The organism is Pseudomonas sp. LF-5 (assembly GCF_037626295.1).
Classification (GTDB): domain Bacteria; phylum Pseudomonadota; class Gammaproteobacteria; order Pseudomonadales; family Pseudomonadaceae; genus Aquipseudomonas; species Aquipseudomonas monsensis.
The window spans coordinates 354709-379610 of the sequence record NZ_JARKMT010000003.1 but is presented as its reverse complement, the minus strand read 5'-3'; the positions used below and the strand labels follow the sequence as shown (position 1 = coordinate 379610).

Below are 24902 nucleotides of genomic sequence, written 5' to 3'. Positions count from 1 at the left end.
CGTACTTACAGGTTGTAGCCGCGTTCGTTGTGTTGTGCCAGATCGAGGCCTACCGACTCTTCTTCCTCGGTCACACGCAGACCCATCACAGCGTCCAGGACCTTGAGGATGATGAAGGTGACGATCGCGGTGTAGATCACCGTGAAGCCGACGCCTTTGCACTGAATCCACACTTGCGCGGCGATGTCGGTCACGGTGCCGAAGCCGCCCAGCGACGGTGCAGCGAATACGCCGGTGAGGATCGCGCCGAGGATACCGCCGATACCGTGTACGCCGAACGCGTCCAGGGAATCGTCATAACCGAGTTTGCGTTTCAGGGTAGTGGCGCAGAAGAAGCACACCACGCCTGCCGCCAGACCGATCACCAGTGCACCCATCGGGCCCACGGTGCCAGCAGCCGGAGTAATTGCTACCAGACCGGCAACCACACCCGAGGCGATGCCCAGTGCACTTGGCTTGCCGTGGGTGATCCACTCGGCAAACATCCAGCCCAGTGCGGCAGCAGCGGTAGCGATCTGGGTGACCAGCATCGCCATACCGGCGGTGCCGTTGGCCGCTGCAGCGGAACCGGCGTTGAAGCCGAACCAGCCGACCCACAGCATGGCCGCGCCCATCAGGGTGTAACCCAGATTGTGCGGAGCCATCGGGGTGGTCGGGAAGCCTTTACGCTTGCCCAGTACGAGGCAAGCAATCAGACCGGCCACACCGGCGTTGATGTGCACCACGGTGCCGCCCGCGAAGTCGAGCACGCCCCAGTCCCACATCAGACCGCCGTTGCCGGACCAGACCATGTGCGCGATTGGCGCGTAAACCAGGGTGAACCAGATAGCCATGAAGATCAGCATCGCGGAGAACTTCATCCGCTCAGCGAACGCACCGACGATCAGCGCCGGGGTGATGATCGCGAAGGTCATCTGGAAGGTGATGAACACCGCCTCAGGGAACAACGCCGCAGGGCCGGTCAGGCTCGAAGGCGTGACACCGGCGAGGAACGCCTTGCCCATGCCGCCGAAGAACGAGTTGAAGTTGACGACGCCCTGCTCCATGCCGGTGGTGTCGAACGCAATGCTGTAGCCATAAATGACCCACAGGATGCTGATCAGACCGGTAATGGCGAAGCACTGCATCATCACGGAAAGAATGTTTTTCGAGCGAACCATGCCGCCGTAGAACAGCGCCAGGCCCGGGATGGTCATGAACAGCACGAGGGCTGTCGAGGTGAGCATCCAGGCAGTGTCGCCAGAATTGAGGACTGGGGCCGCCACTTCGTCTGCCGCCATAGCGAGGCTGGGCATTACGATGGACAACAGGGCTCCTAGCCCTGCGAATTTACGCAGAGTCATATTGTTTTCTCCTGGGGCGTTGGGGTTTGTGGCGGCTTAAATCGCGTCGGTATCGGTTTCGCCGGTACGGATGCGAATCGCCTGTTCCAGATTGACCACGAAGATCTTGCCGTCACCGATCTTGCCGGTGTTGGCCGCCTTGGTGATCGCCTCGATCACCCGATCCAGATCCTTGTCGTCGATGGCCACGTCGATTTTCACCTTGGGCAGAAAATCGACCACATATTCCGCGCCGCGATACAGCTCGGTGTGACCCTTCTGCCGGCCGAAGCCTTTGACTTCAGTAACGGTAATGCCCTGCACGCCGATTTCGGACAGCGACTCGCGCACGTCGTCCAACTTGAACGGCTTGATGATGGCAGTGACTAGCTTCATGAAACTCTCTCCCGAATTGGTGGACTTGCCCCAGGAAAACAAACCCGACTCAAGTCTAAGCGCAGTGCCTGGCTTTGTAACGCATCGTCGGCCTTACCTGCCCGACTGACGCCAGCTAACCGCTGCTGACGAAACTCCCCGCTCCGTCTGCCGCACTGCATTCGTCACAGCGACTGCATCAGTGCATGGGTCGAAGGTGACTAAGCAGAAACCTTGCCATCTCGCCAAAAACCTCTGATTTCAATCCCTTGGCCGCTGCCGCAAGCCATCCCGTGCAAAAGGCCTTGTGGATACGCACAACAACGGTGCGTCGCCGTCCGTCCCCTTGCGCGAAAAGCGTGCATCCCTGACCACGGGATTGACTATAGACACTGCGTGATACACTGCCCGCCATTGTTTTCAGGACATTCCCCATGCTCGCGCCCAAAGACTTCCTCGACGCCCTGAGCGGCACCGCCTCCCGCCTGTTCAGCGGCGACACCCCGCTGCCGAAAGCCGAAATCGAAAGCCAGTTCAAGATGCTGCTGCAGAGCGCCTTCAGCAAACTCGACCTGGTGAGCCGTGAAGAGTTTGATAGTCAGATGGTTGTGTTGGCGCGCACTCGTGCCCGCCTCGAAAGCCTTGAAGCGAAGGTGGCTGAGATGGAAGCGAAGCTGACACCGCCGGCTGAATAATCCACTCCCCCTGTAGGAGCTGCCGAAGGCTGCGATCTTTTGATCTTCAGCCCTTCAACCATCCCGGCAACGTCCTACAACTTGCACCACCGCCGTCCGATTGCGCCGAAAAGCCCAAGTTTCTAAGCTCACCCGATGCTGAATGTTCAGCACCGGGTTTGGCGACCCGAACAGCTTAAGGCGCACGACGACCATGATGGCGGCTACATTTACCGCCACATCGTTTCATGGCGGTTGTGCGTGGGAGACCTTCGGGTCTGCCGGGTTCCTTTTGCTCCGGTTCGCCAACCCGCGTACAACTGCCACCCAATCGTTTGGCGACGATTGAGGGCAGCCCCTTAAGCAAGAGGAACTGCTCAATGATTCAAGAAGAGACTTATCTAAGCCCGCACATCTTCACCCGCCACAAACTCCCCCTCCACGCCCTCCTCATCCAGAACCAACCCTGGTTCTGTGCCCGAGACCTGAGCCGCCTGCTGCACATCTACCTAAACGAACGCATGCTGCGAAAACTCGACCCCGACCAATACCAAACCCGCAAAACCCTGATCCACAACCAGATCGAAAACACCCTGCTGATCAGCGAATCAGGCATCTACGCCCTCCTCGTCTACCACTACTGCCCCGAATACCGAGCGCTGCGCGAATGGCTCACCCACCAGGTCATCCCCACCCTTCGCGACGCCCAACACCCCACCACAAGCGAACGCCCACAACTGAGCCTGCTCAATTGGCCGGACATGACGTTGAGTTTGTTGCACTGGAATAATCAGCCGTGGATACGGTTGCAGGATGTGCCGCTGATGGTGGTGGAACGGGAAGAGCCGAAGCGCCCAGTAACGGGGCCTTGGTGGAAAAGAGCTTCGCGGATGCTGCAATCGCTATAAGACCGCATGCCGGAGCTGAGCCCTGCGCAAATCGTAAGTCGACTGAAGATTCATCCAGAACTCAGGCGTAGTGTTGAGATGAATGGCAAGTCTGATTGCCAGATCGGCGCGGATCCTGAGCTGGCAATTCACAAGCTTTTCGATCTCACTTTCGGGCCATTTCGTGGGCATGGCCAGATCCATGACGGTCATGCCCAACGGCTCCATGAATTCCTTATTCAGAACCTCGCCCGGATGAATCGGGCGCATACCATTGCGGTCCATTTTTCGCCTCCAGAGGCTGCATTGAGTGGCCAAACTGGAGCATCCGGTTCAGGGAAGCAAGCCATCGAAACCGTTTCGCCGGCGTCCTACAACTAATAGGGCAGGGCCCTACAAAAATCGGCGTCTGCGCCTGATTACGCACCCTTCCTCCTTGTACTACGGTGGCCAACAAAGCATTTGTCACCCAAAAAACGAGGCCTCAATGAAAGACAAAAAGAGAAGGGCAAAGTTAGAAGAGATTGTTGGATATCACGCTGAAGCCCTTCGGTTCGCCGGAGGTATTTCAGCCAATCAGCGTCGCTTTATTGAGGTAGCGGCCAAGTACGGTAAAGAACTCGAACCGGATGGTTGGCTGGCCGGGGGAGGAAGCCAAATAAAAAATCCCAAACAAGAAAACTAATGTGGCGCCTCTACTGGGCTTGGGAGGGCAACTTGGCAACATCCAGTGAAGGTTTGCCCTCGCATCCATGCCACTTGGACTCGCTCTCCCAACTACTCTTAAAAAACCCGCAGGAAGCGGCTCCCCGATTCAGCTCAAGGAACGACCATGTCCCTCTCCATCGTCCACAGTCGCGCCCAGATAGGCGTGGATGCTCCCGCTGTCACTGTCGAAGTCCATCTGGCCAACGGTCTGCCGTCGCTGACCATGGTCGGTCTGCCCGAGGCGGCGGTGAAGGAGAGCAAGGATCGGGTGCGCAGCGCGATCATCAATTCCGGGCTGCAGTTTCCTGCGCGGCGGATCACCTTGAATCTGGCGCCGGCGGATTTGCCCAAGGATGGCGGGTACGGATTACTTACTGGTATGGACATGCGAACCATGTGTTAGGCGCCATGGACATTACTGACTGCCCCCCTAACCCCGCCTGCTCAAAGGTGAGAGCAACTGCACCTAGTTGAGTGGAAATTACACACCCACTTATCCGACCCTTGAGCTATTGCTTGCACCATAGGGGTACGGGCTCGGACTATTGCTGGATTGGTCATAAATGGCACGTGTGGAATACATCGAATATTCGCCTAGCGAAATAACGATAAATGCAGGTGAGCTTGCTCGTAAATTTGAGCCAGTAGATTCTTTTATAAAACGGCTACCGCAGATTATGTGGAGGGATGGCAAGCCTTGGCGAGAGGCGAATCTGTGGGCGATTCAGCGAGCGAAGTCAAATGAGGTCGATATAAAGACCGTAATCTCCCAATGCAGCTCATTGGTGTACTACGCCACTTGGCTCGAGGCTGTAGGCATGAATTGGTGGGATTTCCCTGCAAGGAAGGATGAGCGGTGCTTAATAAAATTCAGAGGTTCGTTGATAAAAGAACGAGATAGTGGAGTTTTATCGCCGTCTACAGCCACCAAAAGAATGCGAGATACAATATCATTTTATAGGTGGTTAGATTCTTCCCGACTGCTAGTTACCGAATGGCCGATGTGGATGGAAAAAAAAGCCACAATCATAGTAAACAATAAGTATGGCTTCGAAAGGACTTTGACAATTCCTTCCACTGATTTGGCGATCAAAAATAGGCGTCGCCCTGGTGACCGATTGGAAGATGGTTTACTACCAGTTTCAAGCGCGGACAGAGATATTATTTTAAACTTCGCCGCGCGGCACGGAAGTATAGAATTACACCTGCTACTAACACTTGGATTCTATACAGGGATGCGAATCGGAACTCTTTGCGACCTTAGGATAGAAACAATAAATAATGCAACTCCGGACCCTACAACTAAAGAATTATATAGATTGACTGTGGGACCAGGGGCAGTGCCAAAGGTATCTACCAAATACAGCGTTACCGGCCAAGTCTGGATAACGAGACGCCATCGCGATGCAGTACTAGAATATTACTATAATCCACGCAGGTTACTTAGGGAAGCCAAAGCACTTCCAGGAGATAAAACGTTAGTCTTTCTTACTCGGTATGGAAAACCCTATATTAGGCCTGATGGAGCTCAAAATTCCGCGATTAACGTAGAGATGTTCAATCTCCGCAAGAAGGCGGCAAAGCAAAACATAAAAAGCCTAAAGCACTTCCACTTCCATCAAACGAGGTGCACTTTCGCAACTGAACTCGCAAAAATCCTTATACCGATTTCAGGATCAATTAACGCTCTTGCCATCATTAAAGAAGCGTTACTGCATCGTGACGAGGCCACGACGCTAAAATATATCAAATTCGTGGAAAAGGCTCCTGCTAAAGCTGCCTTTGCGAACGAGTTCACTCGTTCGTTCCTCAAAGCGAATATTGAACCAACGAGCTAACTATGAACGGCAATCTCAAGCTATTAAATGTTGACTATGGTGATACTGAGTCTACTTGGGATCTGAAACCACTGCTATTTATTGGCGGTAGCGACTGCAACATACGAGAAGCAAACAAGAAAATTGACAGCGGCGAACTTGGATGCCTGCAAATCAATCGATTAAATCTCGTTATAAAATTTCATGAAGTGTTGTGTTCGAAACTGGAAGGCGGGGTATCACGATATACTGTTAGAGGAAAATTCCAACACCTTCGGGTATTTTATAAATGGGGCGATAGCAAAGGCTATAACTTTGACACCAACAACATTGTTGAAAAATATATTGAATGGACAGAACACCTTCTCAATAGAACGCGTTTTTTGAAAGAAATTAATGAGAAAACTGCTCATTCTTTAGCGTCTGGCATCGGGTCACTGATTGAAGAAACTATCGGATCCACAGGTCTGACCACGAGGTCTAGAGTAAGAAGGCCGACACTTAAAAAAAATGTTTTAGGTACCAACGCAGACAAACAGCATTTACACGAAACCTTTAGCTATGGTCAATTCCTTCTTAAAATAGCTGAAGCACTAACTAATGAAAAAATATTTAGTCAACTCCCACTAGTTATCGAGCTTAATGACAACAAAAAACTGGAAGAGTGGTCTGGATTGAAACCCGAAAGCGACGCACTCGATACCGCTACAGCGAAGGAACGTGCTTGCTATCTTAGGCGTGTGTTGGCACGACGCGAGCGATGGCAATCGGACCATACTTGGCGAACACGTTACCCGCTTATAAATCTAAGGATAGAAGCGGAGCTATTAATTTTTATCTCCCAAACTGGCATCAATCTATCTCAAGCCCATCGACTGAAGAGAGAAAGCTTCCGATATGCAAGCCACAATGACGGATACTTGGTAAAACGTGCATATAAACCGAGAGCTGGCGGAGAGGTTGAATTCGAAATCTACAGCGAATACAGGGTGTTTTTTGAAAAGTACCTTAAGTGGCTCGGTACAATATTCACGATCGAAGATGATGACAGATTATTCCCACTAAAGTCGCCAAAATATACCTCTACAGCGGCTCTTCCCACATTCGAACGAATTCGAGATCGCTGTAGTGCATCTGGGATAAGGTATGTGGGTCCTCGAGAGTTACGTAAAACACGAATCAACTGGTTGATTCGGAAATCTCAAGATTTAACTCTCGTAGCAGAGATAGCTCAGAATACAACAAGCACTTTAATGACGTCGTATGAGATGCCGCATCACCAACTCGCAACGGCCGAAATTACTAATTTCAATTCTAAACGAGCTGCCGAACTGTTGGCTCCTGGTCCTGGCCTATGTTTAAGGACTGAAGATGAATTAGTCAAAAGTCACAATGATTATGGCTTAGAGCCAAACTGCATTAACCCAGCAGGATGCCTATTCTGTGTACACCAAAGAGACATAGAAAGTTTTGACCATATATGGTCACTTAAAACTTACCAGCGTTATCAGACAGAAATGCTATTAACCCACAAAGCGATGCTCTCCTCGCCTGACAGCACACCGTCCCCGGCGGAGCAAACGATAAATCGAGTGTCAGAAAAACTCCAAGCGCTTTCAGAACTTGGAGTTGAGCATCGTAGATGGGTAGACGAAAGTACTGATCGAGTAACCGAGGGAGATTATCATCCGCAATGGGACGTATTCATTAGAATTTTGGAAGCATCATGAACAGCTTTGATATCACCAATTCAATATTTGGTCTTACTACCGATGTAGCGACCCCTTACACTCAAAACTATAAACTAAATAGTTGGCCACCCGGTGATGACTTCCCTATTGTAATAGATCGCAACGGTAAAGTCGTTAGTCGCTTTTCCGATAGCGTTTGGAAATTATGGCCTTGGTGCGATAAAACCCTGATTTTAAATTTTTTGGATGAACCCCATCGAAACCGCCCTGCGTCGATATCTAAAGAGAACGGTAATATACTTAGATTGGTTGCAGTGTGGCTAATTTACGGTCCCGACCCCGTTCGATGCGCCGCATCATTGGTACGTAAAATAACCTCGATTAAAGGGCTGTTTAGAATCGCCTCAAGAGAGAAGATACTGATCACTGAACTTTCAAAGTATCCGAAAGTAATCGAGACGTGCGCCAAAGAATTACCATCAAGGTACGGGGCGTCCTCGATTTATCTGCTTCATAATTTACATCACGACTCAGTTTCCGTTGGGTTTACGATTATGGACGAGATGGCTATCCGTAAGTTCTCCTCGTTGATCCCTTCTTTCCTTGACTCCCAAACAGCATACATACCCCCACGTATTTGGGACTATCAAGCCACACGACTTGAAGAGTTTATCTCCGATTTCCTAGCACACAAACACTTATTAAAGGAATGCTTTAATTTCTGCCTAAACGCGTACATAGAATATTACGGTTCGATAGAAGCAGCTTGCACCAGTGGAAAGAGAGGAACACGAATAAGTTCGCCCTTTTCGCCTAAAAACCAGCCAAATAAATGGATATGTAGGTCGATTTTCAAAAGTTGCCATGCGGTTTGGCGTCGCAGAACTGCTGAAAAAGTGGGTAATTCCTGACGGTGAGGATTTTGATGGCAGAGGTCGCGGAATCATTACTCTCTCTAAATTTTTTTCAATGGCAAATGCATCATGTTTGGCGTACATACTGAACTTCTCCCTGATGAGAATCAGTGAGGCATGGTCTCTTACCGTTGACTGCCTTGAAATTGAAAATGATGATGTAGTTGGCACAATTCATATTCTGAAAGGAGTTACAACAAAGACAATAAACGACGATGATGCTCGCTGGATCACCTCACCAAATGTTGCTAAAGCTGTCGAGGTTGCAACATGCGTTGCTGAACTGAGGTCTATGTGCGAGAAATCAAATAGCAAAATTGTGGATAGTCAATCTCTCAGAACCAAACAATTTCTGTTTGTGAGATCACAGGAGCCTTGGGCTGGCATGAGCCAACAAATTCGTGGTGTCAGGCACATCCCACCGTCATACAGTACTTTCTTAGATTACTTCCCGAAACTACTAAATACCAGCGAGTTGATCGTTACTACGAAGGATATGGAGATAGCTAAGCTCATTACCCCGACCCTTGACTCTAGCCGCATCCGGGAAGGTGAAATATGGCCGCTGGCTTGGCATCAATTGCGCCGGACCGGGGCGGTCAACATGCAAGCTTCAGGATTGGTGAGTGACTCCAGCATACAATATCAACTCAAACACAGAACACGAGCAATGTCGCGATATTATGGCAGAGGTTATTCACACTTACGCCTAAGTCAAAGCGCAAGAGCTCAGTTCATACAAACAATGTACGAAATTCTTGCTCGTGAAATGCAGACGCTTCAATTACCCAGGTTCATTAGCCCTTATGGCAGCGAACGGAAGAATCAGATCTTGCGCACCGTTAGCGAGTCAGACCATAAAAAATTAATGGACGCTGCAAAAAAGGGGCAAATTTCTTGGCGGATGACTCTATTAGGCGGGTGTACGTACAAAGGATTTTGCGAATATGGTGGCGTTGACAATATTGCACGCTGTTGTGGTGGAGATGGAAAAGGACCTTGCCCAGAACTCTTAATCGATAAATCAAATAGAGGCAAAATCATCCAGTATCGAAACTTGGTTGACGAGCGGATTTCATCCACTACAGGAAACTCTCCTTACAAACAGGCGCTTCACGCTCAGAAACTATCAGTTGAAAATGCTTTAAAGATAATAGAGTCTGTAGAGGAATAGACTAATGCACGCTGAACATTTATTTCGACAAGCTTTTGAACGCTTGAAATCCGATTCACCGCAAATTCTTAATAAAGGTTCATCGGTTTCACAAAATAATATAGCCAGGGAGGCCGGCTGCGATCCCTCTGCATTACGAAAGCAGCGCTACCCTGCATTGATTGCAGAAATACAGGTGTGGATAGAAGGCCAAGGAAATGGCGTAAAACATTCAAAAAACCAGCGCCTTAATAAACAGCGCTTAAGGAATCGAACATTAGCGGAGAGATTAAAAGATACAAAGCAAACATGCGCCATTGCACTTTCAATGCTTGCCGACGCGGATGCCAAAATCCTCGAACTAACAATGGAAATCGAACGGCTTCAGACTAGGACGCTTCCAGACAATGTTAAACCCTTCAAGTCTAAGGATCGGTAATGACAGTTGGCAGCTCATCAACTACCCACACCCGAACTTCAATGCTCAGTTATCGCAAGTAAGTGAAAAAAATGCAAGACGATTAATTTTATTAGCACTTCGCACGAAACATGTTAACATTCCAAGCATTACCCTTTGAACAGCACGAGGAAGGACACTTGGCCAGAGTAATTGAGCAAAAGATAGTAGAACTATCCGAGCAATTTGAGCGAGCTTCAGCAGGACTTGTATCTGTTACGAAACCGCTGTCTACCTTTGAGTTTGAAAATGGAATGTACGGTGTATTGCTTCTGAAGCCAAACAAGCGGCTTGCAAAAATTTTCTCAACGGACCGAGAGGTTATTGTTCTCATAAGTAACTTTAAAGAACAGCAGCAGCGAACGATTCAAGCACTTAAGACACAGATTTCGGAGTCGCAAGGACGTTTGGAAGTCACTCTGGCAATTGTTGTACACGGAGATCCCGACGGCAACCGGAAATTAAAAAATTGGGGCCGGGAACAAGGCTTATCTATTTTACCTATTTTTGCTCGCGACGAAATGAGTGATCCTGCAACCTTTGAGCGGGATCTTCTACAAGACTTTTTCTCAAATGATCCGTTTGATGTAACGGGTCCAGTGTCAGATGATGCTCGTTTTTTTGGACGCCGTGCAGAAGCCTTAGATATTGCCCGACAGTTGAGAGGGGGGCAGATCAGATCTTCCTTGGGCATCCGCAAGATTGGAAAGACCTCAATCTTAAATCGGATTCTCCATGAGGCAAGAACACATCAGGATTGCGTCTGTGTGATGATTGACTGCTCTAAGGATGATGTTTGGGAACAGAGCGCAGCTCAGCTTCTACACGCTATATCTGAATCCGTGAATACAGCCGCTAGTAGCACGCCAAAGTATGCAGAAACGAGTCGTGCGCGAAATGTGCGTGCGACCATAACTGATGCTCGAGCCTCTTTATTAAGCGCCATTGAGAAAATTTCTGAGACGGTAATTATTTTCTTCGATGAAGTAGATTATATTACGCCTGGGAGCCCAACCGCTAAGGAAGCATGGACAAACGATTTCAACCCGTTCTGGCGTAATCTACGAGTAGTAGTTCAAGAATGTGCTCGACTTGACAAAAAATTATCATTATTTGTGTGCGGTGTCTCGAGCAAGTGGTTTAAAGAAGAATCGATTAATGGCGTTGAGAACGCTGTTCTGGCTTTCATCCCCGATGAATATCTCTCACCATTAGCACCCAACGCAAGTGCTGCAATGATCCGAGCGACATCCAAAGTAGCTGGCTTATCATTTGATGACGATACCGCCGAATGGATCGGAAATGCATGCGGCAACATGCCATATTGGACTCGTAAAGCGTGCTCTTATATTCACCGCTACATTGATATTAGAGAAAGGCCCTGCCAAGTTCAGAAAGAAACCGTTGAGCGCTTGATATTGGACTTTGTAGAGGTAGAGGGTGCGGCTATCGCTGAGGTCGCCCTGAATCATCTGTTTAGGGTTCATCCAGAAGTCTATATTCCTGCTAAACATGTACTGGGCGGACAGTCGTTTTCTAAATCGGACCCCCTGATATCCACATTATTACGATACGGTGTGCTCCAAGAGAAGGGTGGCAAGATCCAGCTGGGCAGCATGATGATCGAGGAAGGCTTGAAGCTTTATGAGGCTAAACGAGCGTCCGCCACAGTCGCCCCAACCACCGAAATACCAAGCGCTCCGAATTTATTGCTCACGCTTGACGAGTGGGCAGATGAACTCGCGTCTATAAACGCTAGTCGTAACAAGCTGGAAAAGAGGCTACGTAGCCTAGCGTTAAACTTTATAAAGTTTTCATGCCTTCAAGACAAATCGAAAGGAACACCTTCCGCGCGAATTCAGAGATGTATAGAAAAAGGTCGGGTAGAAAGGCTACAACATCTACCACCAGATGACTTGATTGAAAAACTCCTCTGGTCAGAATTAGCTAAACTAGTGGAAAAAGAGTGGGATCTCTTTCTTCCTATATTTAACGATCTTCGACTTTTTAAGGAGCACACCACTCTAGTAAATGAGCGACCGGATACTCATGCCAAAGATGCAGATGGCGCCGATATCGCACATTACCGCAAGTCACTTCGTTGGCTAGAGGATGCAGTTCAACGCGCTAGCAGTTAACTTCGATCGCAGTGCCGATGCCCAACCCAGGGCATCGGCTGCTTAATATATATTAATAAAAAACACAACTTAGCTGTGCCGGGGTCTTTGCGCGGGCATACTCAACCGCGATAAAACTAGATGTATATGCAATGCTCGATTGAATCCAGCAAAGCCGAGACTTGATAATATCCAGAGTTAGTTGAAACCAAGAGGCAAGGCGCTAGGTACCCTAAACCACGCGCTCTAGAGAAAACCCATCGACTAGCGACAGTCCTATCCCCTAAGATTTTACAAGCCCTACATTCAATTTCGGAGAGCCTTATCCGATATTCCAAATGCTCTATACTCCAACATGTGAAATCACTTTCCGCTAAGGCTATGTAACTGTTGTAAATCCTCATTCGCCTTCACCTTCCAGACAGTTCTAGGTGACTCATCCAAGCTCGACATCCCTCAATAACTTCACACCCAGCGAAAAATATTTATATATCATCGTTATAGGTAAGGTAGCTTATATTTTAGGACCCAGATGTTGACTATCGGAAAATATCACAACTGAATGGCTTTGTGTCCTCATCATTTCTAACGAGGCAGTAGTGTATACACGCCCATCTGAAATATTGAATAGATGCCCGACCAGGCTGCCTTCAAGTGTTCGCACCTCAAGTAACTCTGTAAGCAACTCCATCTTCCAATCCTCGGATCCGTTCAGATTTCCAGGCGTAGCGACATAAACTTTATCGATCCAAGCGCTTTGACTGGAGTTAGAAAGCAGCGCCTCTAAGCTAGATATTGAAGGGGCAAAAACAAAGCTTTGATGGAGCGCCTGCTTATGTTTCTGGACAAGCACAACGTAAAACCAAGGCCAATAATTGCCTAATTCAACATATTGCCAGAACTGAGCTTGAGGATGAGTTTTCCTTTTAAGTATCAGCTCCGCATCGCGTATGGTTTTGAACATTTCGATTTTTACCTAAATCGTAAACGGCGATTACCCCTAATCGGTCGGCAAAGTATGCGATCTGCGTAGCACATTGAGGCGAAAGCATACCCCTACTCAGCCACGTAAATAGCATAGTATTGCATTTATCGGAACTTCACAATGTGGCTCCATCCTCGGTTTTGAGGACGGTAAAATGCTGACCGAAGAGGTGGCTGCGATAATCCGGGTTTTGCGCACCAAACGCGGGATGCCGTACGAAGACCTGAGTGCTGTAGGGGTCCAGAGAAGCATCAGCGCATTGGAGCAAGCTAAAGTCAGCATCTCAGTGGACAAACTAGCCGAGCTAGCGTCGGTATTGCAGTTTGATTTGGTAACGCTGATTACGCTCTGTGTTGCACTCTCAAACAATGAATCTCCCAGGGCCACGCTGGAGCGGGCTACAACTGTCCTTGACCAGTTCTTGGATAGTGGTGGAGAGCAACTCATCAAAGCGCAGTTCGACGATGGAAAACTTATCCGAAGATCACGCGGAAAACCCTTGAATCGCGACAACGCAACGAAGATTCTTAAATTAAAATCTGAAGGCCATACGCAAGCATATGTAGTGCGCACCCTCGGCCTCGCCAAGTCAACGGTAAACCGCTATTGGCGTGGAAGCTAATTTGGATCGCTATCATATTTTTTGACAACCAAATTAGCATCAACGCCAATTACTATGAACTGGCTAGCGGGCGAAGGATCCACTTCGAAGATATAATTGCTTCGTAGCTTCTGTTAAAAACCGATCAACGGCCGGGCCTGGTTTTATCTATCCAATCTACTAAAGCTTTCAGATCATGAGCCCAGAATATAGTTAACCCACGGTCTTGCGCATCTTCCAGATTGTGCAGCTTGTACACGCCGCTGAGCAAAGCACTTGGCACAACTTGTCTTCGTCCGAAGTCTTCTTTCCAGCTAACGGCTTTAACCGCGGCATCGTTATTTAGCCGCTTGACTGAATTGGTAGCGGAATTTGATACCTTGCATTCGATAGGCATAATTCGTTGATCCCAAAGCCGAACTATGACATCACCTTTCCTGGTACCCAAATAGCTCTCACCGCAAAACTCACCGACATCTGGCGCATATGACGTATTCAGGATTCGACGTGAAGGCACCTCTTTGAATCCTAAATCTATCAACGCTGCCTTAACGCGCGCTTCTTGCTGATCCTTCCCAACATTTCTTCTCTTAGTCTGCGTACGACTTGCAGCCATCAGCGCTGCTGAAGCCATAATCGCCGCATAGCGTTCTGACTCAGTGGGCTCCCTTCCGTCAATAACCCATGAAAATCGACGCCGATCTAAAACTTGTCTAACGACCGAGGTCAGCCTTTGAACTAGCTCTGGAGACTTTCTAAGGGTCCCTTTAGTCAGCGATTTTGCGTCTGCCAAAACTTTTAAATCATCTTGGGAAATCGGCGGAGCCGCTAGATATCTGAAAACATGAAGAAGGTGCTCCTCACTAAGAACTTCAAGCGCTGAAGCTTCTAAATGACTTAAATCAACTGTAGTTTCTAAAACTTCCTCAATGTGACCCTGGTATTCATCGAATGCTTCGAGGTAGTCTTCAAGCGGCTCTTCTAACCGCTCCTTGGTGAAGGCTGCGCTTGCTTTTTTGCTATCTAAAGAAAGCTGCTCTTTGGTCCAAACTGGAGGCTCGATCACACTGCCGCTCCCGCGATCAACAATTCAGGGCTCGGCACGATTAAACGTTCCATCTCACGAGGCTCAAACTTCGTAAGCCCCCCAGCATAAGTCCGGCCAGAACGCTGCGATATGTTACCGTGCAGATATTCTACTAGTGCTTTTTTCGCTTCCTCGGTCAGAGGTATACGAGGATAAAGACCATGTGCAATATTAATATGACGAGCATCAGCCTGATTTATAATGAAACCAGGTGGCCGGCGCGCCATGTAAGTGGATATGATCGGAGCCGCTGCACGGAGCCCAACAGACCACCAAGCCTTGCGATGACTCGCGACATACCCCTTGTCGCCGCCCATTGCCTTCGCCGTCTTCAGAAACTTAGTTACTGCCCGACGCTCGACTGCATCCAGTTCATCCAGATCCACAGGAATATCTATGACACATCGCAAGCGGGCAGGATCCGATAGCAACCCTCTTGCGTCTAAGACTTCTCTTGCTTTAGTAATAGTCGGGAATAGTACAGATTCTGGCAGTCCGAGGCTGTGTTCGCCGGCGATCCAGACCCCGTTTGCCCCAGTCACAGTTCCTCTGTGCACTCTGCAAAGCTCCCCAAGTTCGACGTAGCCTTCTGGCACGCTGACAGGTGCATGTATAAGGTGAGACCATCGACTCTCAGCAGCGAGACGATCACGACTTATTTCCCGCCCAATGCCAAGAGTCTTGAAATTGTTTAATGTTTCAACCCTTTGGAACGAAACACACTTCGCATCCGAGCCAATTTCAAAAGTGGTGATTGCCGCCGTAGTCGCCGCATCAGGAAATGGCTGCGCCTTCGGATCTACAACGGTGATGCTTTGCCCTCCCAACTCGGCCAACATCAACTTACGAACGAGTGCCCCATAGTTGACGTCCAACCATTCTGCTGCTGTTATAAATGTTCCGTAGTCATTCTTTTGAGAATGGCATACGGTAGCCAGAAAGAAATACACGTGCAAACCCGCAAGCTTGCTTGCGTTTAGTCCCAGCTTCGCGGCTTCTTCCGCTAACCAGTTCTTCCATTCCTGAGGAATTTGATGATGGCGTACGTATGGTGGGTTACCAATATACAAGGTACTTCCATCGATTTTCTCAGAGAAGCACCTATAATCGCCAAGTATAACTTTCGAGCGTTTGCCCAGCCCTAATACTGCAAGATTTGCGCGAGCCATAAGTGCAGCAAGTGGATCGACATCAATACCGACCAGTTTAGCCTTAGGAAAAGCTAATCCTGCTCGTGTTAGAAAACGTCCAGAGCCAACACCAGGATCAATAATTCGTGTGGGTTTTTTATTAGCAACAGCCCAGTCCACCATGGCTTGAACTATCGGCATGGGGGTGTACGTCGCTCCCCGCTCTCGCCTTACCTCAGAGCTACGCAGAAGGGAAAATATGTCACCCAGCGGATCTTCACCTTTTTTTATTAAGTCCCGAAGTTCGTTTAATTTAGAGTTATCAACCAACTGATGAGAGGCAGTGTTAGCTAAAGCAGACTCTTCATCACTTAAAACACCCCCCGCTCCTTCTGCACCCAAAGCTAAGGTCAGGGCTACCAGATCGGTTTCGCTATCACACATACCCAAAAATCTTGTCATCGTAGCCTCTACGCTTGCGTACTTTGCATTTTCAGCGGCCTACCTTTATAAGGCGCGACTTTAATCATATGAGCACGCTGTCTCGCCTCAGCCACGTCAAAGTTACTCTGCATCTGCATTAGCGAGTCCATTGAAGCACCGAACGCTTTTTCAATTCGCAGCGCCATATCGGACGAAAGTCTTGCGCGCTTATTTAATAGTTTTGATAGTGCAGGCCGAGTAATTCCCAACGCTTCCGCGGCCATGGTTACCGAGAGGCCCATGCTGTCAATGATACCTTTAACATACCCACCGGGATGAGGAGGCCTTTCCGCAACGGTGTTTGCGACCATGATTGGATTGCTCGTATTCTTTAAAGGTTCATTGTCTTCTGTAGCGTTACGATTTACAAGGACCGTGTGGTTGGCAGGGTGCGAATGTAAGCCGCCTCAATGAAGCTGCGTCCCGCTCCCCCGCTGCTAGCCGTTGCCTTCGGCTAAGCGGGCATGGAGCCATCACTTAAGCTGATCGCACAGATCAAGGTCTTATTGATTGGCACAAAGCGCTGCCTGCTTCTGATGCATGCACGCAACTCATGCCCAACCATCAAATGGAGGGACAACAGACCATCAATGTTGGAGGCTAAATTTACCCGACCTATTGAGGTTTTAGCCTGCGTAATACATGTCAGGACTCTCATTTCGTTAAAAGACGTAACTGGAGCGCCTTAGTTCTTTCTATTGAATAGCGAGGCTAATCTTATCCTTGAATGCATACTAATCCTCTGGTAATTATCGCGAACATTAAGCATCGGATCTCCTAGATCCAAATGATCTTTTAATGCAATTCACAGCCATTCCATTCCGAATAGAACGACTCTTTGAAAGAAACGGTATACAAATTTAGAATCCAACATTAGGATTGGAGTGCTACAAGGAACTCTTCTCAAGTATCGCGAAGTACAGGAGCGAAGATGAAAGGCCGAAGAAAACATAAAACAACAAAATGGCTAATCCAATCACGCTTGCGCCTAGAGGCTCTAACCGTGCTGGATAAGAGCTTACAAGGTCGCTTTCTGGATAATGCTGTCAGGTCAAATCCGGACTTAGAGCCTGTGGGCAAGCTTGCTGGCCGTGTCTTGCCTTCCAGCAACTAAGAAACACGGAGTTGCCCACCCCTCACGCACAGGGCTGCCATGGTAAAACCCACCCTAAATGGTGTTACCTGCGAAATCGTACTCCATTTGGCCACCTGACTGCATCGGTGCTAACCACTCGTTTGCATTGCATTTGTGCAGCCTTTCGTATTTGTTTAGGCCACCGATCCCATCCGACTTTAATAGCTGCCCATTGCTTCCGTTCGCGACATGCAGTCATCGACTCGGAGCAGACATTCGATTCGTCTGTTCACAAACCAAAGCAGTTATTTGAAAGTGCCTACTAGACAGGGGGGCTTCAACAGCTTCTGAGTGTGCTGAAGGGCGTCAGATTTAATTTTTGGATATCGGGCCTCCGATGGCACCAGCTGCTCCCCGCTAAGCACCATTACCACTTCGCCGGAAAGTCCGCCATTGATATAATGGCGCGGTGTTCGCCTGCACCGGAATTCTGGGGACAGTCCAGAGGTGCGGGTGGGCCACCAGCTTATTTTTCCAGATCAGAAGAAACCGACCACACCCCGTGCAACACTCCAAAACGGCGGGAGCCAGTTTCTGGAAATAACAACTTAGGGCTTTGCCTTGTCCGTGACGCACTGCTTCAAGCGATCAGTATCCGTACCACTATCTTCGCTGCTATCGATGTCGCCGTTCGCATCTAGAAAGATATGCGTGGACGGCCATTTTGGGGTGACGTTGACACAATGGTTACGAGTCTTTTTTCCCCACCAGTAAAACTCCATAAAAAAGCCTTCGTCTGGAAATATGTGGCCGAAATCCATTGAGGTTTCGCCAGGGTACAGCCCCCCACGACCACTTCTGTAGATCCTGTTCTCGGTATTCCAAACCACCCCAAGATTCTCTGTGGCTTCCTTTGAATAGTGAACTGTTACAGTTGGCGTTGCGACATACCAAAATGCAAACGGTGAGAGCATCAGTAAGAAGACAACAAAGATCCGCCGGTATCTAATTGGTTTCACATTTATGCTCACGTATACCATCTCCCCATTCCGCTGGCGCCACTGCCAAAACTTTTTCCATCACCATTTTGGCTGTGATGCCTCCATTCGGGTGCTCCTTGTAGAGCTGCACACCTATTTGAATCGATATTCGGTCGGGAGCATCGTCAAAGGCGCGAAGTCCTTCAACATTTCCTGAGCGGTGCGGGCCGGGAAGTGGTTTTTCAGGCGTCTGTTGCGTCAGCACTTCTACAAATTTTTCTTTCGCCTTCCGCAGGGAATCCGAGGCAATTTGCTCAAGGCCCGCACCGTCTGAAAGAGCGCTCTCAGAAAGACCGCCAGCCATGCCTACATACCCGTAATGGACGTTTGACCAGATGTCGTAAAAGTAGTCGTGGGCTCCTTGCTTGAACCAAACACCACCGAAGAGTTTGAGCAGGATAGGTTTGTGATCCCAAGGGCGATTCTGTCCAACCCGCTCTGTCCATATGGCCATAGCAGCCGCACCATTTGCAGCCCCTATCGCTTGAGGACTCGTTGTTCCAATCTGGGCATACCAAGGCAAATCCATTTGCTTGCGAGTCTCTGCTGCAACGTCGTAGCTCAGCAGCTCTTTCATTTTAATAACAGCCGGATCGTGAATATTACGATTCATCTCGCCAGCAATATAGCTCGCCAGTTCTTCCATCCTATCTGGATCATTACAAACGGCGGGCTGTGACTCTGGCTCTGCGCTCTCTTTCGGTTCCGCTGAGACTGCTTTAGGGTCCACTAAGGCGTTCGCCGCTAAAGCTTTCTCCTCGAGCTTAGGGTCAGCCAATAAGGTCGCCATTTTCTCATCGTCCACAGTGCCATCTGGCCGGAAGACTCCGAGCGCCATGAAGTTGATTATTGTTGCACCACCAGCGTCCCCCATGACAAAGCCGCCGCCAACATCACCAGACCCCGTAATGATGGTTCCGCCATGACTCGTAGGACTTCCCAGGTGAGCCATAGGACGCCCATTCACTTGAATCGATGGAAAGCCTGTTGTGATTACGGCCCCACAGCCACAGGTGTCTCCCACACGAGCAGATCCCATGAAGTTGATATTTACGTCGCCACTGGCGGAAGCGATTGGAGTAGTGCCATGACCGGGCATTGGGCAAACATGCTTGTCACCCAAGCGAGCGGAGGGAGTCATTCATCATCCTTGAGGAAAAATATAAAAGCTTGAGTGGAGGCTAAAAGCGTTTACAGGCGAAATTAGCTTACACCAAACTTCGATGCGGGATCTGTAGGAATTGTCTGAAAACTCATAAGTGGGATGTGCTGAATCGCGCCGTATCTACTAGTTGCATGATGCCTTTTTTGCCCTTCTCTGCCGACCTTGGTCAAGAAGCGCGCTGGTTAAGTCCGATGCAAATGGCTGGTCAAGTAAGTGCAATTACTGAGGCGCCACCACACTTAGCTTTGCTTGCAAAATCAGCCGGCTAAAGCCAGCTTTAGTCGCAACGACGAATCCGGATGTCTTTAAATCTTAAGAAACATTCAACTGTAGGGAGGAACGGCAGTCCTTTTGATCGTGACCCTCGTGGGCGCATTAGTACTATTCATGTACATAAGGCGCTGAAAGCTGTCCGAAAACACCACGAAACCATGGACATGGATCATGACGCCTGCCCCCTCCATTTTTAAGGGCTCAAGCTGATGTCCATGCCCATAGATGTAACAGGTGTGATTGCGGTTTGATCTGGCGATTGCCTTGGGGATTCTGTCGGCGAGTGTGCAGGTGCCGTGTCTGACGCTGGATGATGTGGAATGCCTCGGTGAGCTGGCGTTGTCCGGCGCAGTACGAGCGGTGCGCGGGGTTTTGCCGGCAGCACTGGCGGCGCGCAAGGCCGGACGGGCGCTGGTGGTGCCGAGGGCGAATGCCGAGGAGGCCTGCTTGGCTTCGGGGTTGAAGGTGTTTGCGGTGGATCATCTGCTGGAGGCGGTGGCGCATTTCAATGGGCATACACCGGTTGAGCCGTATGTGTCTGACGGGCTGATGCATGCCAGCAAGCCTTATCCCGACTTGAATGAAGTGCAGGGGCAAGTGGCGGCGAAACGGGCATTGCTGATTGCCGCTGCGGGGGCGCATAACCTGCTGTTCAGCGGGCCGCCGGGGACGGGCAAGACCTTGCTGGCGAGTCGCTTGCCGGGGCTGCTGCCGCCGCTGTCTGAATGCGAAGCACTGGAAGTGGCGGCGATTCAATCGGTCGCCAGCGGCGTGCCGCTGACCCATTGGCCGCAGCGTCCCTTCCGTCAACCGCACCACTCGGCATCCGGGCCGGCCCTGGTCGGTGGCAGTTCAAAACCGCAACCCGGCGAAATCACCCTAGCCCACCACGGCGTGCTGTTTCTCGACGAACTGCCGGAGTTTGATCGCAAGGTGCTGGAGGTGCTGCGCGAGCCGCTGGAGTCCGGGCATATCGTGATCGCCCGAGCCAAGGATCGCGTGCGCTTTCCGGCGCGCTTCCAGTTGGTGGCGGCGATGAATCCGTGTCCCTGTGGATATCTTGGCGAGCCGAGCGGCAAGTGTTCCTGTACGCCGGACATGGTGCAGCGCTATCGCAACAAACTGTCGGGGCCATTGCTGGATCGAATTGATCTGCACCTGACAGTGGCGCGAGAGGCGACCGCGCTGAGTCCGACAATGAAACCGGGAGAGGACAGTGCCAGTGCGGCAGCCGTGGTGGCCGAGGCCCGGGAGCGCCAGCAAAAGCGTCAGCATTGTGCCAATGCGTTTCTCGATCTGCCGGGATTGAAGCGGCACTGCAAGTTATCCACAGCCGATGAGAAATGGCTGGAATCAGCCTGTGAACGACTGACGCTATCGCTGCGCTCAGCGCATCGCCTGCTCAAAGTCGCCCGGACACTGGCCGACCTTGAGCAAGTCGATGCAATCAAGCGTGAGCACTTGGCCGAGGCGCTGCAATACCGGCCGGCGACACCTTAATGTTCGGTCAAATCAACCAAAGGCTTCTGCCGCACTTCGGTTTCACGCCCGGCCTGAATCTCGGTCACGCGCTTCAAGGCGTTATCCACAGCGCCCTTGTCCGCCAACAAGCTGTAGCTGATCTGGAACTGTTGGCTGGCCTTTGGCGCAATGGTCGGCACCAGATTCAGCGGACGCTGATAACGGCGGTTGTAGGAAAAACTGGTGCCCGGCTCAAGGCCTGTGACATAGCCCTGCCCTTGGGTATCGGTATTTTTCCACAGGGAAAAGACCGGCAACTGCTGCGTGTTGAAGCTAACAGAGATGCCGAGGCTGCCGGCCTTGTTGTGCAAAACGGCCAGGGTTTCGCCTTTGTCGTCGGCGTAGGGCACAACGTTGTAAACCGTTTCATCGTAGTCCTTGGTCGGCCCACGATAGGTCTGCCAGTCGGCCAACTCGGCTTTGGCCTTGTCGTTGAACGGCGAGACCTGTTTTACCGGTGCGGCAAAACGTGCGCCCTGCTCAAGGAACGGCGTACTGAAATTGCTGTGATACAGCGCCTGGTATTCCTTCGGATAATCGCCGTTGTTGGTCAGCGTGTCATTGAGGGCGAAACGCGCAGTGCCGGGTTCGGTGACCAGCTCGGTGACGACCGAGAAATCGACTTTCTTGAACGCCTGCTCCTTCAGCTCGCCGCGCAGGCTGATGGCGTAGGGCGGCTTTTCGTCGATGTGCAGGGTGACGCTGCTGGCCGGGATGTTGGCGGCGCGCCCGTGCAGGGTCAGCAGCTCGCCATTGTCCATGCCAGGATGGCCGACCCATTCGTACCCGCAGCGGGTCACCAGTTCATTGAAACCTTCCAGCCAGCCCAGCCCGCCGCGCCCGTTGAGCTCGATGAAGGCCGGGTTGACCACTTCCTTGACCGGCGAATCCCATCCCATGCGCACGTTGCCGACCGAGGCCTGCAACACATTCATGCCCCGGGTCGGCACCACGGACAGTTTCATCGTGCCGTTATCAATATCCACGATGCTGACCCCTTCCTGCCGCCCACCGTGCAAGGTACGCAGGCTCACGGAAAAGGGTTTGTCGGTTTTCACCCCGAGCTGCTCACTGGTAATACTCCAGTTTTGCGCAGGCTTGTTGGTATCGAGAAGGACGTAATCCCAAGCCATGGAGTGGGAAGCAGTAGAGAATGCGCCGAGGGCGACGGCGAGTTTGAGCGGGGTCATGGCAGCAGCCTTTATTGGAGTTGTGCCATTTTTATAGCGCTGCGGAAACGTTTCAGCAAGTGTAGCGGAGCTTGCGATCGTGTGATTTATCAAGAATTGGCAGGGATGCCTTCGCGAGCAAGCTCGCTCCCACAAGGTTTTCGGGTGTTCACATAATTTGTGAGCTACCCCGGAAAATGTGGGAGCGAGCTTGCTCGCGAAAGCTATTTCAGCCGCGCATCAACGAAAGCGATCAACCTCGGAACGCAAATCCGCCGCCAGCTTCTCAAGCTCCTTGGCGGTAACAGCCAGGTTCGACACAACCTCACGCTGCTCACTGTTGGCCAGTGCGATGCTCTGCAAATTGCTGCTCAACAGAGTCGCAGTGCTGCTCTGCTCCTGAGTGGCCGTGGTAATCGCCGCAAACTGCTGCCCCGCCGAACGGCTTTGCTCGTCGATCCGCGCCAGCGCCGAAGCAACATTCGCGTTACGCGACAAACCTTCCTGCATCAGCACATTGCCCTGTTCCATGGTGCTGATTGCGTTGCCGGTTTCCTGCTGGATGCTGTGAATCATGCTGGAAATTTCATCGGTCGCCTGACGGGTGCGCGAGGCCAGGCTGCGCACCTCATCCGCCACCACGGCAAAACCGCGGCCCTGTTCACCGGCACGCGCCGCTTCAATCGCAGCGTTCAGCGCCAGCAGATTGGTCTGCTCGGCAATCGAGGTGATCACGCTGACAATGCCGCCGATTTCCTGGGAGCGCTGGCCGAGGGTGTTGATCACGGTAGCAGTGGTGTTCAGTGCGCCAGCAATTTGCTCCAGCGAGGAAGAAGCCTCTTCCATCGAGCTACGACCGATCTGCGTTTGCTGAGCGTTTTCCTGGGCCAGACGCTGGGTGTTGCCCATGTTGTCGGCGATGTTCAGCGAGGTGGCGCTGAACTCTTCGACGGCGCCGGCCATGCTGGTGATTTCCCCGGACTGCTGCTCCATGCCTTCGTACGCGCCACCGGACAAACCGGACAGCGCCTGTGCCCGGCTGTTGACCTCCTCCGAGGCGCGGCGGATGTGCTCGACCATGGTCGACAGTGCCTGGCTCATCTGGTTGAACGCGCGGGACAACTGACCGATTTCGTCGTTGCTCGACACGTTCAGGCGCACGCTCAGATCACCGGCGCCCAAGGCTTCGGCTTGTCGCACCAGATCACTCAGCGGCGCCAGTTTGCTGCGCAGCAGCCAGACCACCGAACCCACGGCCAGCAGCATCGCCAACAGACTGCCAATGGCCAGTTGCGTACCGACACTCCAGGTCACAGCGCGAATCTCGGCTTTCGGCATGCTCGCCACGACCGACCATGGCCCGCCATCGAATGGCACGGCGATGCTGTAGAAGTCTTCGGAGGTGTCGCTCCAGAACTCACCCTTGCCCGGTTTCGCAGCCAGACCTTTGATCACCGGAACCGCTTGATCCAGCGCCTGCACCCCCGCCGGCGCGACCAGCCATTTGTTTTGCTCATCCAGCAACGCCAGCGAACCGCTCTGGCCGATGCGGAAGCGCTTCAGGTTGTCGAACTGGATGTTCTGCGCATCGGTGTAATCGAAGCCGACGAACAACACCGCAATCACCTTGCCGCTGCCATCGCGCACCGGGGTGTACTGGGTCATGTAGGAGCGATCGAACAACAAGGCACGGCCGACGTAACCTTGCCCCGCCATCAACTTCGCATAAGCCGGGTGCGCATGATCGAGCAAGGTGCCGATGGCGCGCGTGCCGTCCTGTTTGGTCAGCGAAGTGCTGACCCGCACGAAGTCTTCGCCGCTGCGCACGAACAGCGTGGCGACGCCCGCTGTCATCTGCTTGAACTCGTCGACTTGCTTGAAGTTGTTGTTCAACACTTCGTCGCCCAGGTGCAGGCCCGGGGTCTGGGTACCGGCCACGGTCACCGGCTCATCCGGGTGAATGCTCAGACCGCTGCTGAAGCGCTTCTCGAACAACCCGCTCAGGCGTTGGGTGCTTTCACGCAGCGTGCCGTGAAAAGTGCTCAACTGGTCGGCCAGCAGTCGCGCCTCGCTGGCGAGATGCTCTTCACGGGTGGCGAGGTTGGCGGTATCCAGCGAACGCAGGGCGAACACCGTACTGCCACTGATGACAATCGCCAGTATCACGGCGAGCGCGAGGCCCAGCTGCGAGGCGATCCGGGCGCGAGGTTGAGACATGGGCAGCTCCTGGCCGAGCCACGTGATCCTCCTTGATCTCG

The 24902-nt window shown here is 51.3% G+C and carries 22 protein-coding genes and 2 pseudogenes; 12 read left to right on the top strand and 12 right to left on the bottom strand.

Going from position 1 to position 24902, the window contains the following annotated elements:
* Positions 1-5: 5 nt before the first annotated feature.
* Together PseuLF5_RS13735 and glnK are read right to left on the bottom strand one after the other, a co-directional pair.
* The gene (locus PseuLF5_RS13735; RefSeq protein ID WP_123469803.1) at positions 6-1343 is read right to left on the bottom strand and encodes an ammonium transporter; all 1338 of its coding nucleotides are present in this window, start codon (positions 1341-1343) and stop codon (positions 6-8) included.
* A 36-nt stretch (positions 1344-1379) separates the two neighbouring features.
* Positions 1380-1718, bottom strand: coding sequence for a P-II family nitrogen regulator (gene glnK, locus PseuLF5_RS13730; protein WP_002555808.1), 339 nt, complete (start codon positions 1716-1718; stop codon positions 1380-1382).
* Between the two features lie 413 nt (positions 1719-2131).
* Here glnK and PseuLF5_RS13725 point away from each other — a divergent pair, with 413 nt between their 5' ends.
* Positions 2132-2392 (top strand): accessory factor UbiK family protein, encoded by a 261-nt coding sequence (locus tag PseuLF5_RS13725; protein WP_007920416.1) that lies wholly within the window; start codon positions 2132-2134, stop codon positions 2390-2392.
* A 359-nt stretch (positions 2393-2751) separates the two neighbouring features.
* A complete protein-coding gene (locus tag PseuLF5_RS13720) occupies positions 2752-3279 on the top strand; it encodes a BRO-N domain-containing protein (RefSeq protein WP_186744019.1) in 528 nt (175 codons plus the stop codon).
* Here PseuLF5_RS13720 and PseuLF5_RS13715 read toward each other — a convergent pair.
* Positions 3274-3543, bottom strand: coding sequence for a HigA family addiction module antitoxin (locus tag PseuLF5_RS13715; RefSeq protein WP_340133772.1), 270 nt, complete (start codon positions 3541-3543; stop codon positions 3274-3276). The genes PseuLF5_RS13720 and PseuLF5_RS13715 overlap by 6 nt on opposite strands.
* Positions 3544-3745: 202 nt before the next feature.
* On the opposite strand from PseuLF5_RS13715, the gene PseuLF5_RS13710 reads away from it, so the two are divergent.
* From PseuLF5_RS13710 to PseuLF5_RS13675, 8 genes and pseudogenes are all read left to right on the top strand, one after another.
* On the top strand, positions 3746-3943 hold the full coding sequence (locus tag PseuLF5_RS13710) for a hypothetical protein (protein WP_340133771.1): 198 nt from the start codon (positions 3746-3748) through the stop codon (positions 3941-3943).
* A 147-nt stretch (positions 3944-4090) separates the two neighbouring features.
* Positions 4091-4327 (top strand): annotated as a pseudogene (locus PseuLF5_RS13705) (magnesium chelatase domain-containing protein); the annotation flags it as partial.
* A 202-nt stretch (positions 4328-4529) separates the two neighbouring features.
* Positions 4530-5804, top strand: a complete 1275-nt coding sequence (locus PseuLF5_RS13700) for a site-specific integrase (protein WP_340133769.1) — start codon at positions 4530-4532, stop codon at positions 5802-5804.
* Between the two features lie 2 nt (positions 5805-5806).
* Positions 5807-7513, top strand: coding sequence for a hypothetical protein (locus PseuLF5_RS13695; protein WP_340133768.1), 1707 nt, complete (start codon positions 5807-5809; stop codon positions 7511-7513).
* Positions 7510-8385 (top strand): hypothetical protein, encoded by an 876-nt coding sequence (locus PseuLF5_RS13690; protein WP_340133767.1) that lies wholly within the window; start codon positions 7510-7512, stop codon positions 8383-8385. Before PseuLF5_RS13695 ends, PseuLF5_RS13690 begins: the two co-directional genes overlap by 4 nt.
* Positions 8339-9562 (top strand): hypothetical protein, encoded by a 1224-nt coding sequence (locus PseuLF5_RS13685; protein ID WP_340133765.1) that lies wholly within the window; start codon positions 8339-8341, stop codon positions 9560-9562. Before PseuLF5_RS13690 ends, PseuLF5_RS13685 begins: the two co-directional genes overlap by 47 nt.
* Before the next feature lie 4 nt (positions 9563-9566).
* Positions 9567-9980: a hypothetical protein gene (locus PseuLF5_RS13680; RefSeq protein ID WP_340133764.1), complete on the top strand. Its 414-nt coding sequence runs from the start codon at positions 9567-9569 to the stop codon at positions 9978-9980.
* A 158-nt stretch (positions 9981-10138) separates the two neighbouring features.
* On the top strand, positions 10139-12136 hold the full coding sequence (locus PseuLF5_RS13675; RefSeq protein ID WP_340133763.1) for a hypothetical protein: 1998 nt from the start codon (positions 10139-10141) through the stop codon (positions 12134-12136).
* A 116-nt stretch (positions 12137-12252) separates the two neighbouring features.
* Here PseuLF5_RS13675 and PseuLF5_RS28175 read toward each other — a convergent pair whose 3' ends face one another.
* Together PseuLF5_RS28175 and PseuLF5_RS13670 are read right to left on the bottom strand one after the other, a co-directional pair.
* Positions 12253-12519: an antitoxin Xre/MbcA/ParS toxin-binding domain-containing protein gene (locus tag PseuLF5_RS28175; protein WP_445262417.1), complete on the bottom strand. Its 267-nt coding sequence runs from the start codon at positions 12517-12519 to the stop codon at positions 12253-12255.
* A 110-nt stretch (positions 12520-12629) separates the two neighbouring features.
* Positions 12630-13079, bottom strand: coding sequence for a hypothetical protein (locus PseuLF5_RS13670; protein WP_340133761.1), 450 nt, complete (start codon positions 13077-13079; stop codon positions 12630-12632).
* A gap of 175 nt (positions 13080-13254) precedes the next feature.
* Here PseuLF5_RS13670 and PseuLF5_RS13665 point away from each other — a divergent pair, with 175 nt between their 5' ends.
* On the top strand, positions 13255-13722 hold the full coding sequence (locus PseuLF5_RS13665; RefSeq protein ID WP_340133760.1) for a helix-turn-helix domain-containing protein: 468 nt from the start codon (positions 13255-13257) through the stop codon (positions 13720-13722).
* A 124-nt stretch (positions 13723-13846) separates the two neighbouring features.
* Here PseuLF5_RS13665 and PseuLF5_RS13660 read toward each other — a convergent pair whose 3' ends face one another.
* The 5 genes from PseuLF5_RS13660 to PseuLF5_RS13640 form a co-directional block, all read right to left on the bottom strand.
* The gene (locus PseuLF5_RS13660) at positions 13847-14767 is read right to left on the bottom strand and encodes a XamI family restriction endonuclease (protein WP_340133759.1); all 921 of its coding nucleotides are present in this window, start codon (positions 14765-14767) and stop codon (positions 13847-13849) included.
* Positions 14764-16362 carry an Eco57I restriction-modification methylase domain-containing protein gene (locus PseuLF5_RS13655; RefSeq protein ID WP_340133757.1) on the bottom strand — a complete coding sequence of 533 codons (1599 nt, stop codon included), beginning with the start codon at positions 16360-16362 and terminating at the stop codon, positions 14764-14766. Before PseuLF5_RS13655 ends, PseuLF5_RS13660 begins: the two co-directional genes overlap by 4 nt.
* A gap of 26 nt (positions 16363-16388) precedes the next feature.
* The gene (locus PseuLF5_RS13650) at positions 16389-16712 is read right to left on the bottom strand and encodes a HigA family addiction module antitoxin (protein WP_340133756.1); all 324 of its coding nucleotides are present in this window, start codon (positions 16710-16712) and stop codon (positions 16389-16391) included.
* Positions 16713-18084: 1372 nt separating this feature from the next.
* Positions 18085-18495: a hypothetical protein gene (locus PseuLF5_RS13645; RefSeq protein WP_340133755.1), complete on the bottom strand. Its 411-nt coding sequence runs from the start codon at positions 18493-18495 to the stop codon at positions 18085-18087.
* Positions 18482-19657 carry a polymorphic toxin type 44 domain-containing protein gene (locus PseuLF5_RS13640; protein WP_340133754.1) on the bottom strand — a complete coding sequence of 392 codons (1176 nt, stop codon included), beginning with the start codon at positions 19655-19657 and terminating at the stop codon, positions 18482-18484. The genes PseuLF5_RS13645 and PseuLF5_RS13640 overlap by 14 nt, the downstream gene beginning before the upstream one ends.
* 540 nt (positions 19658-20197) lie before the next feature.
* Here PseuLF5_RS13640 and PseuLF5_RS13635 point away from each other — a divergent pair.
* Positions 20198-21454 (top strand): annotated as a pseudogene (locus PseuLF5_RS13635) (YifB family Mg chelatase-like AAA ATPase); the annotation flags it as partial.
* Here the strand turns inward: PseuLF5_RS13635 and PseuLF5_RS13630 are convergent.
* Together PseuLF5_RS13630 and PseuLF5_RS13625 are read right to left on the bottom strand one after the other, a co-directional pair.
* Positions 21451-22665, bottom strand: coding sequence for an aldose 1-epimerase family protein (locus tag PseuLF5_RS13630; protein ID WP_340133753.1), 1215 nt, complete (start codon positions 22663-22665; stop codon positions 21451-21453). The pseudogene PseuLF5_RS13635 and the gene PseuLF5_RS13630 overlap by 4 nt on opposite strands.
* 219 nt (positions 22666-22884) lie before the next feature.
* Positions 22885-24861, bottom strand: coding sequence for a methyl-accepting chemotaxis protein (locus PseuLF5_RS13625; RefSeq protein ID WP_128616383.1), 1977 nt, complete (start codon positions 24859-24861; stop codon positions 22885-22887).
* Between the last annotated feature and the right edge of the window lie 41 nt (positions 24862-24902).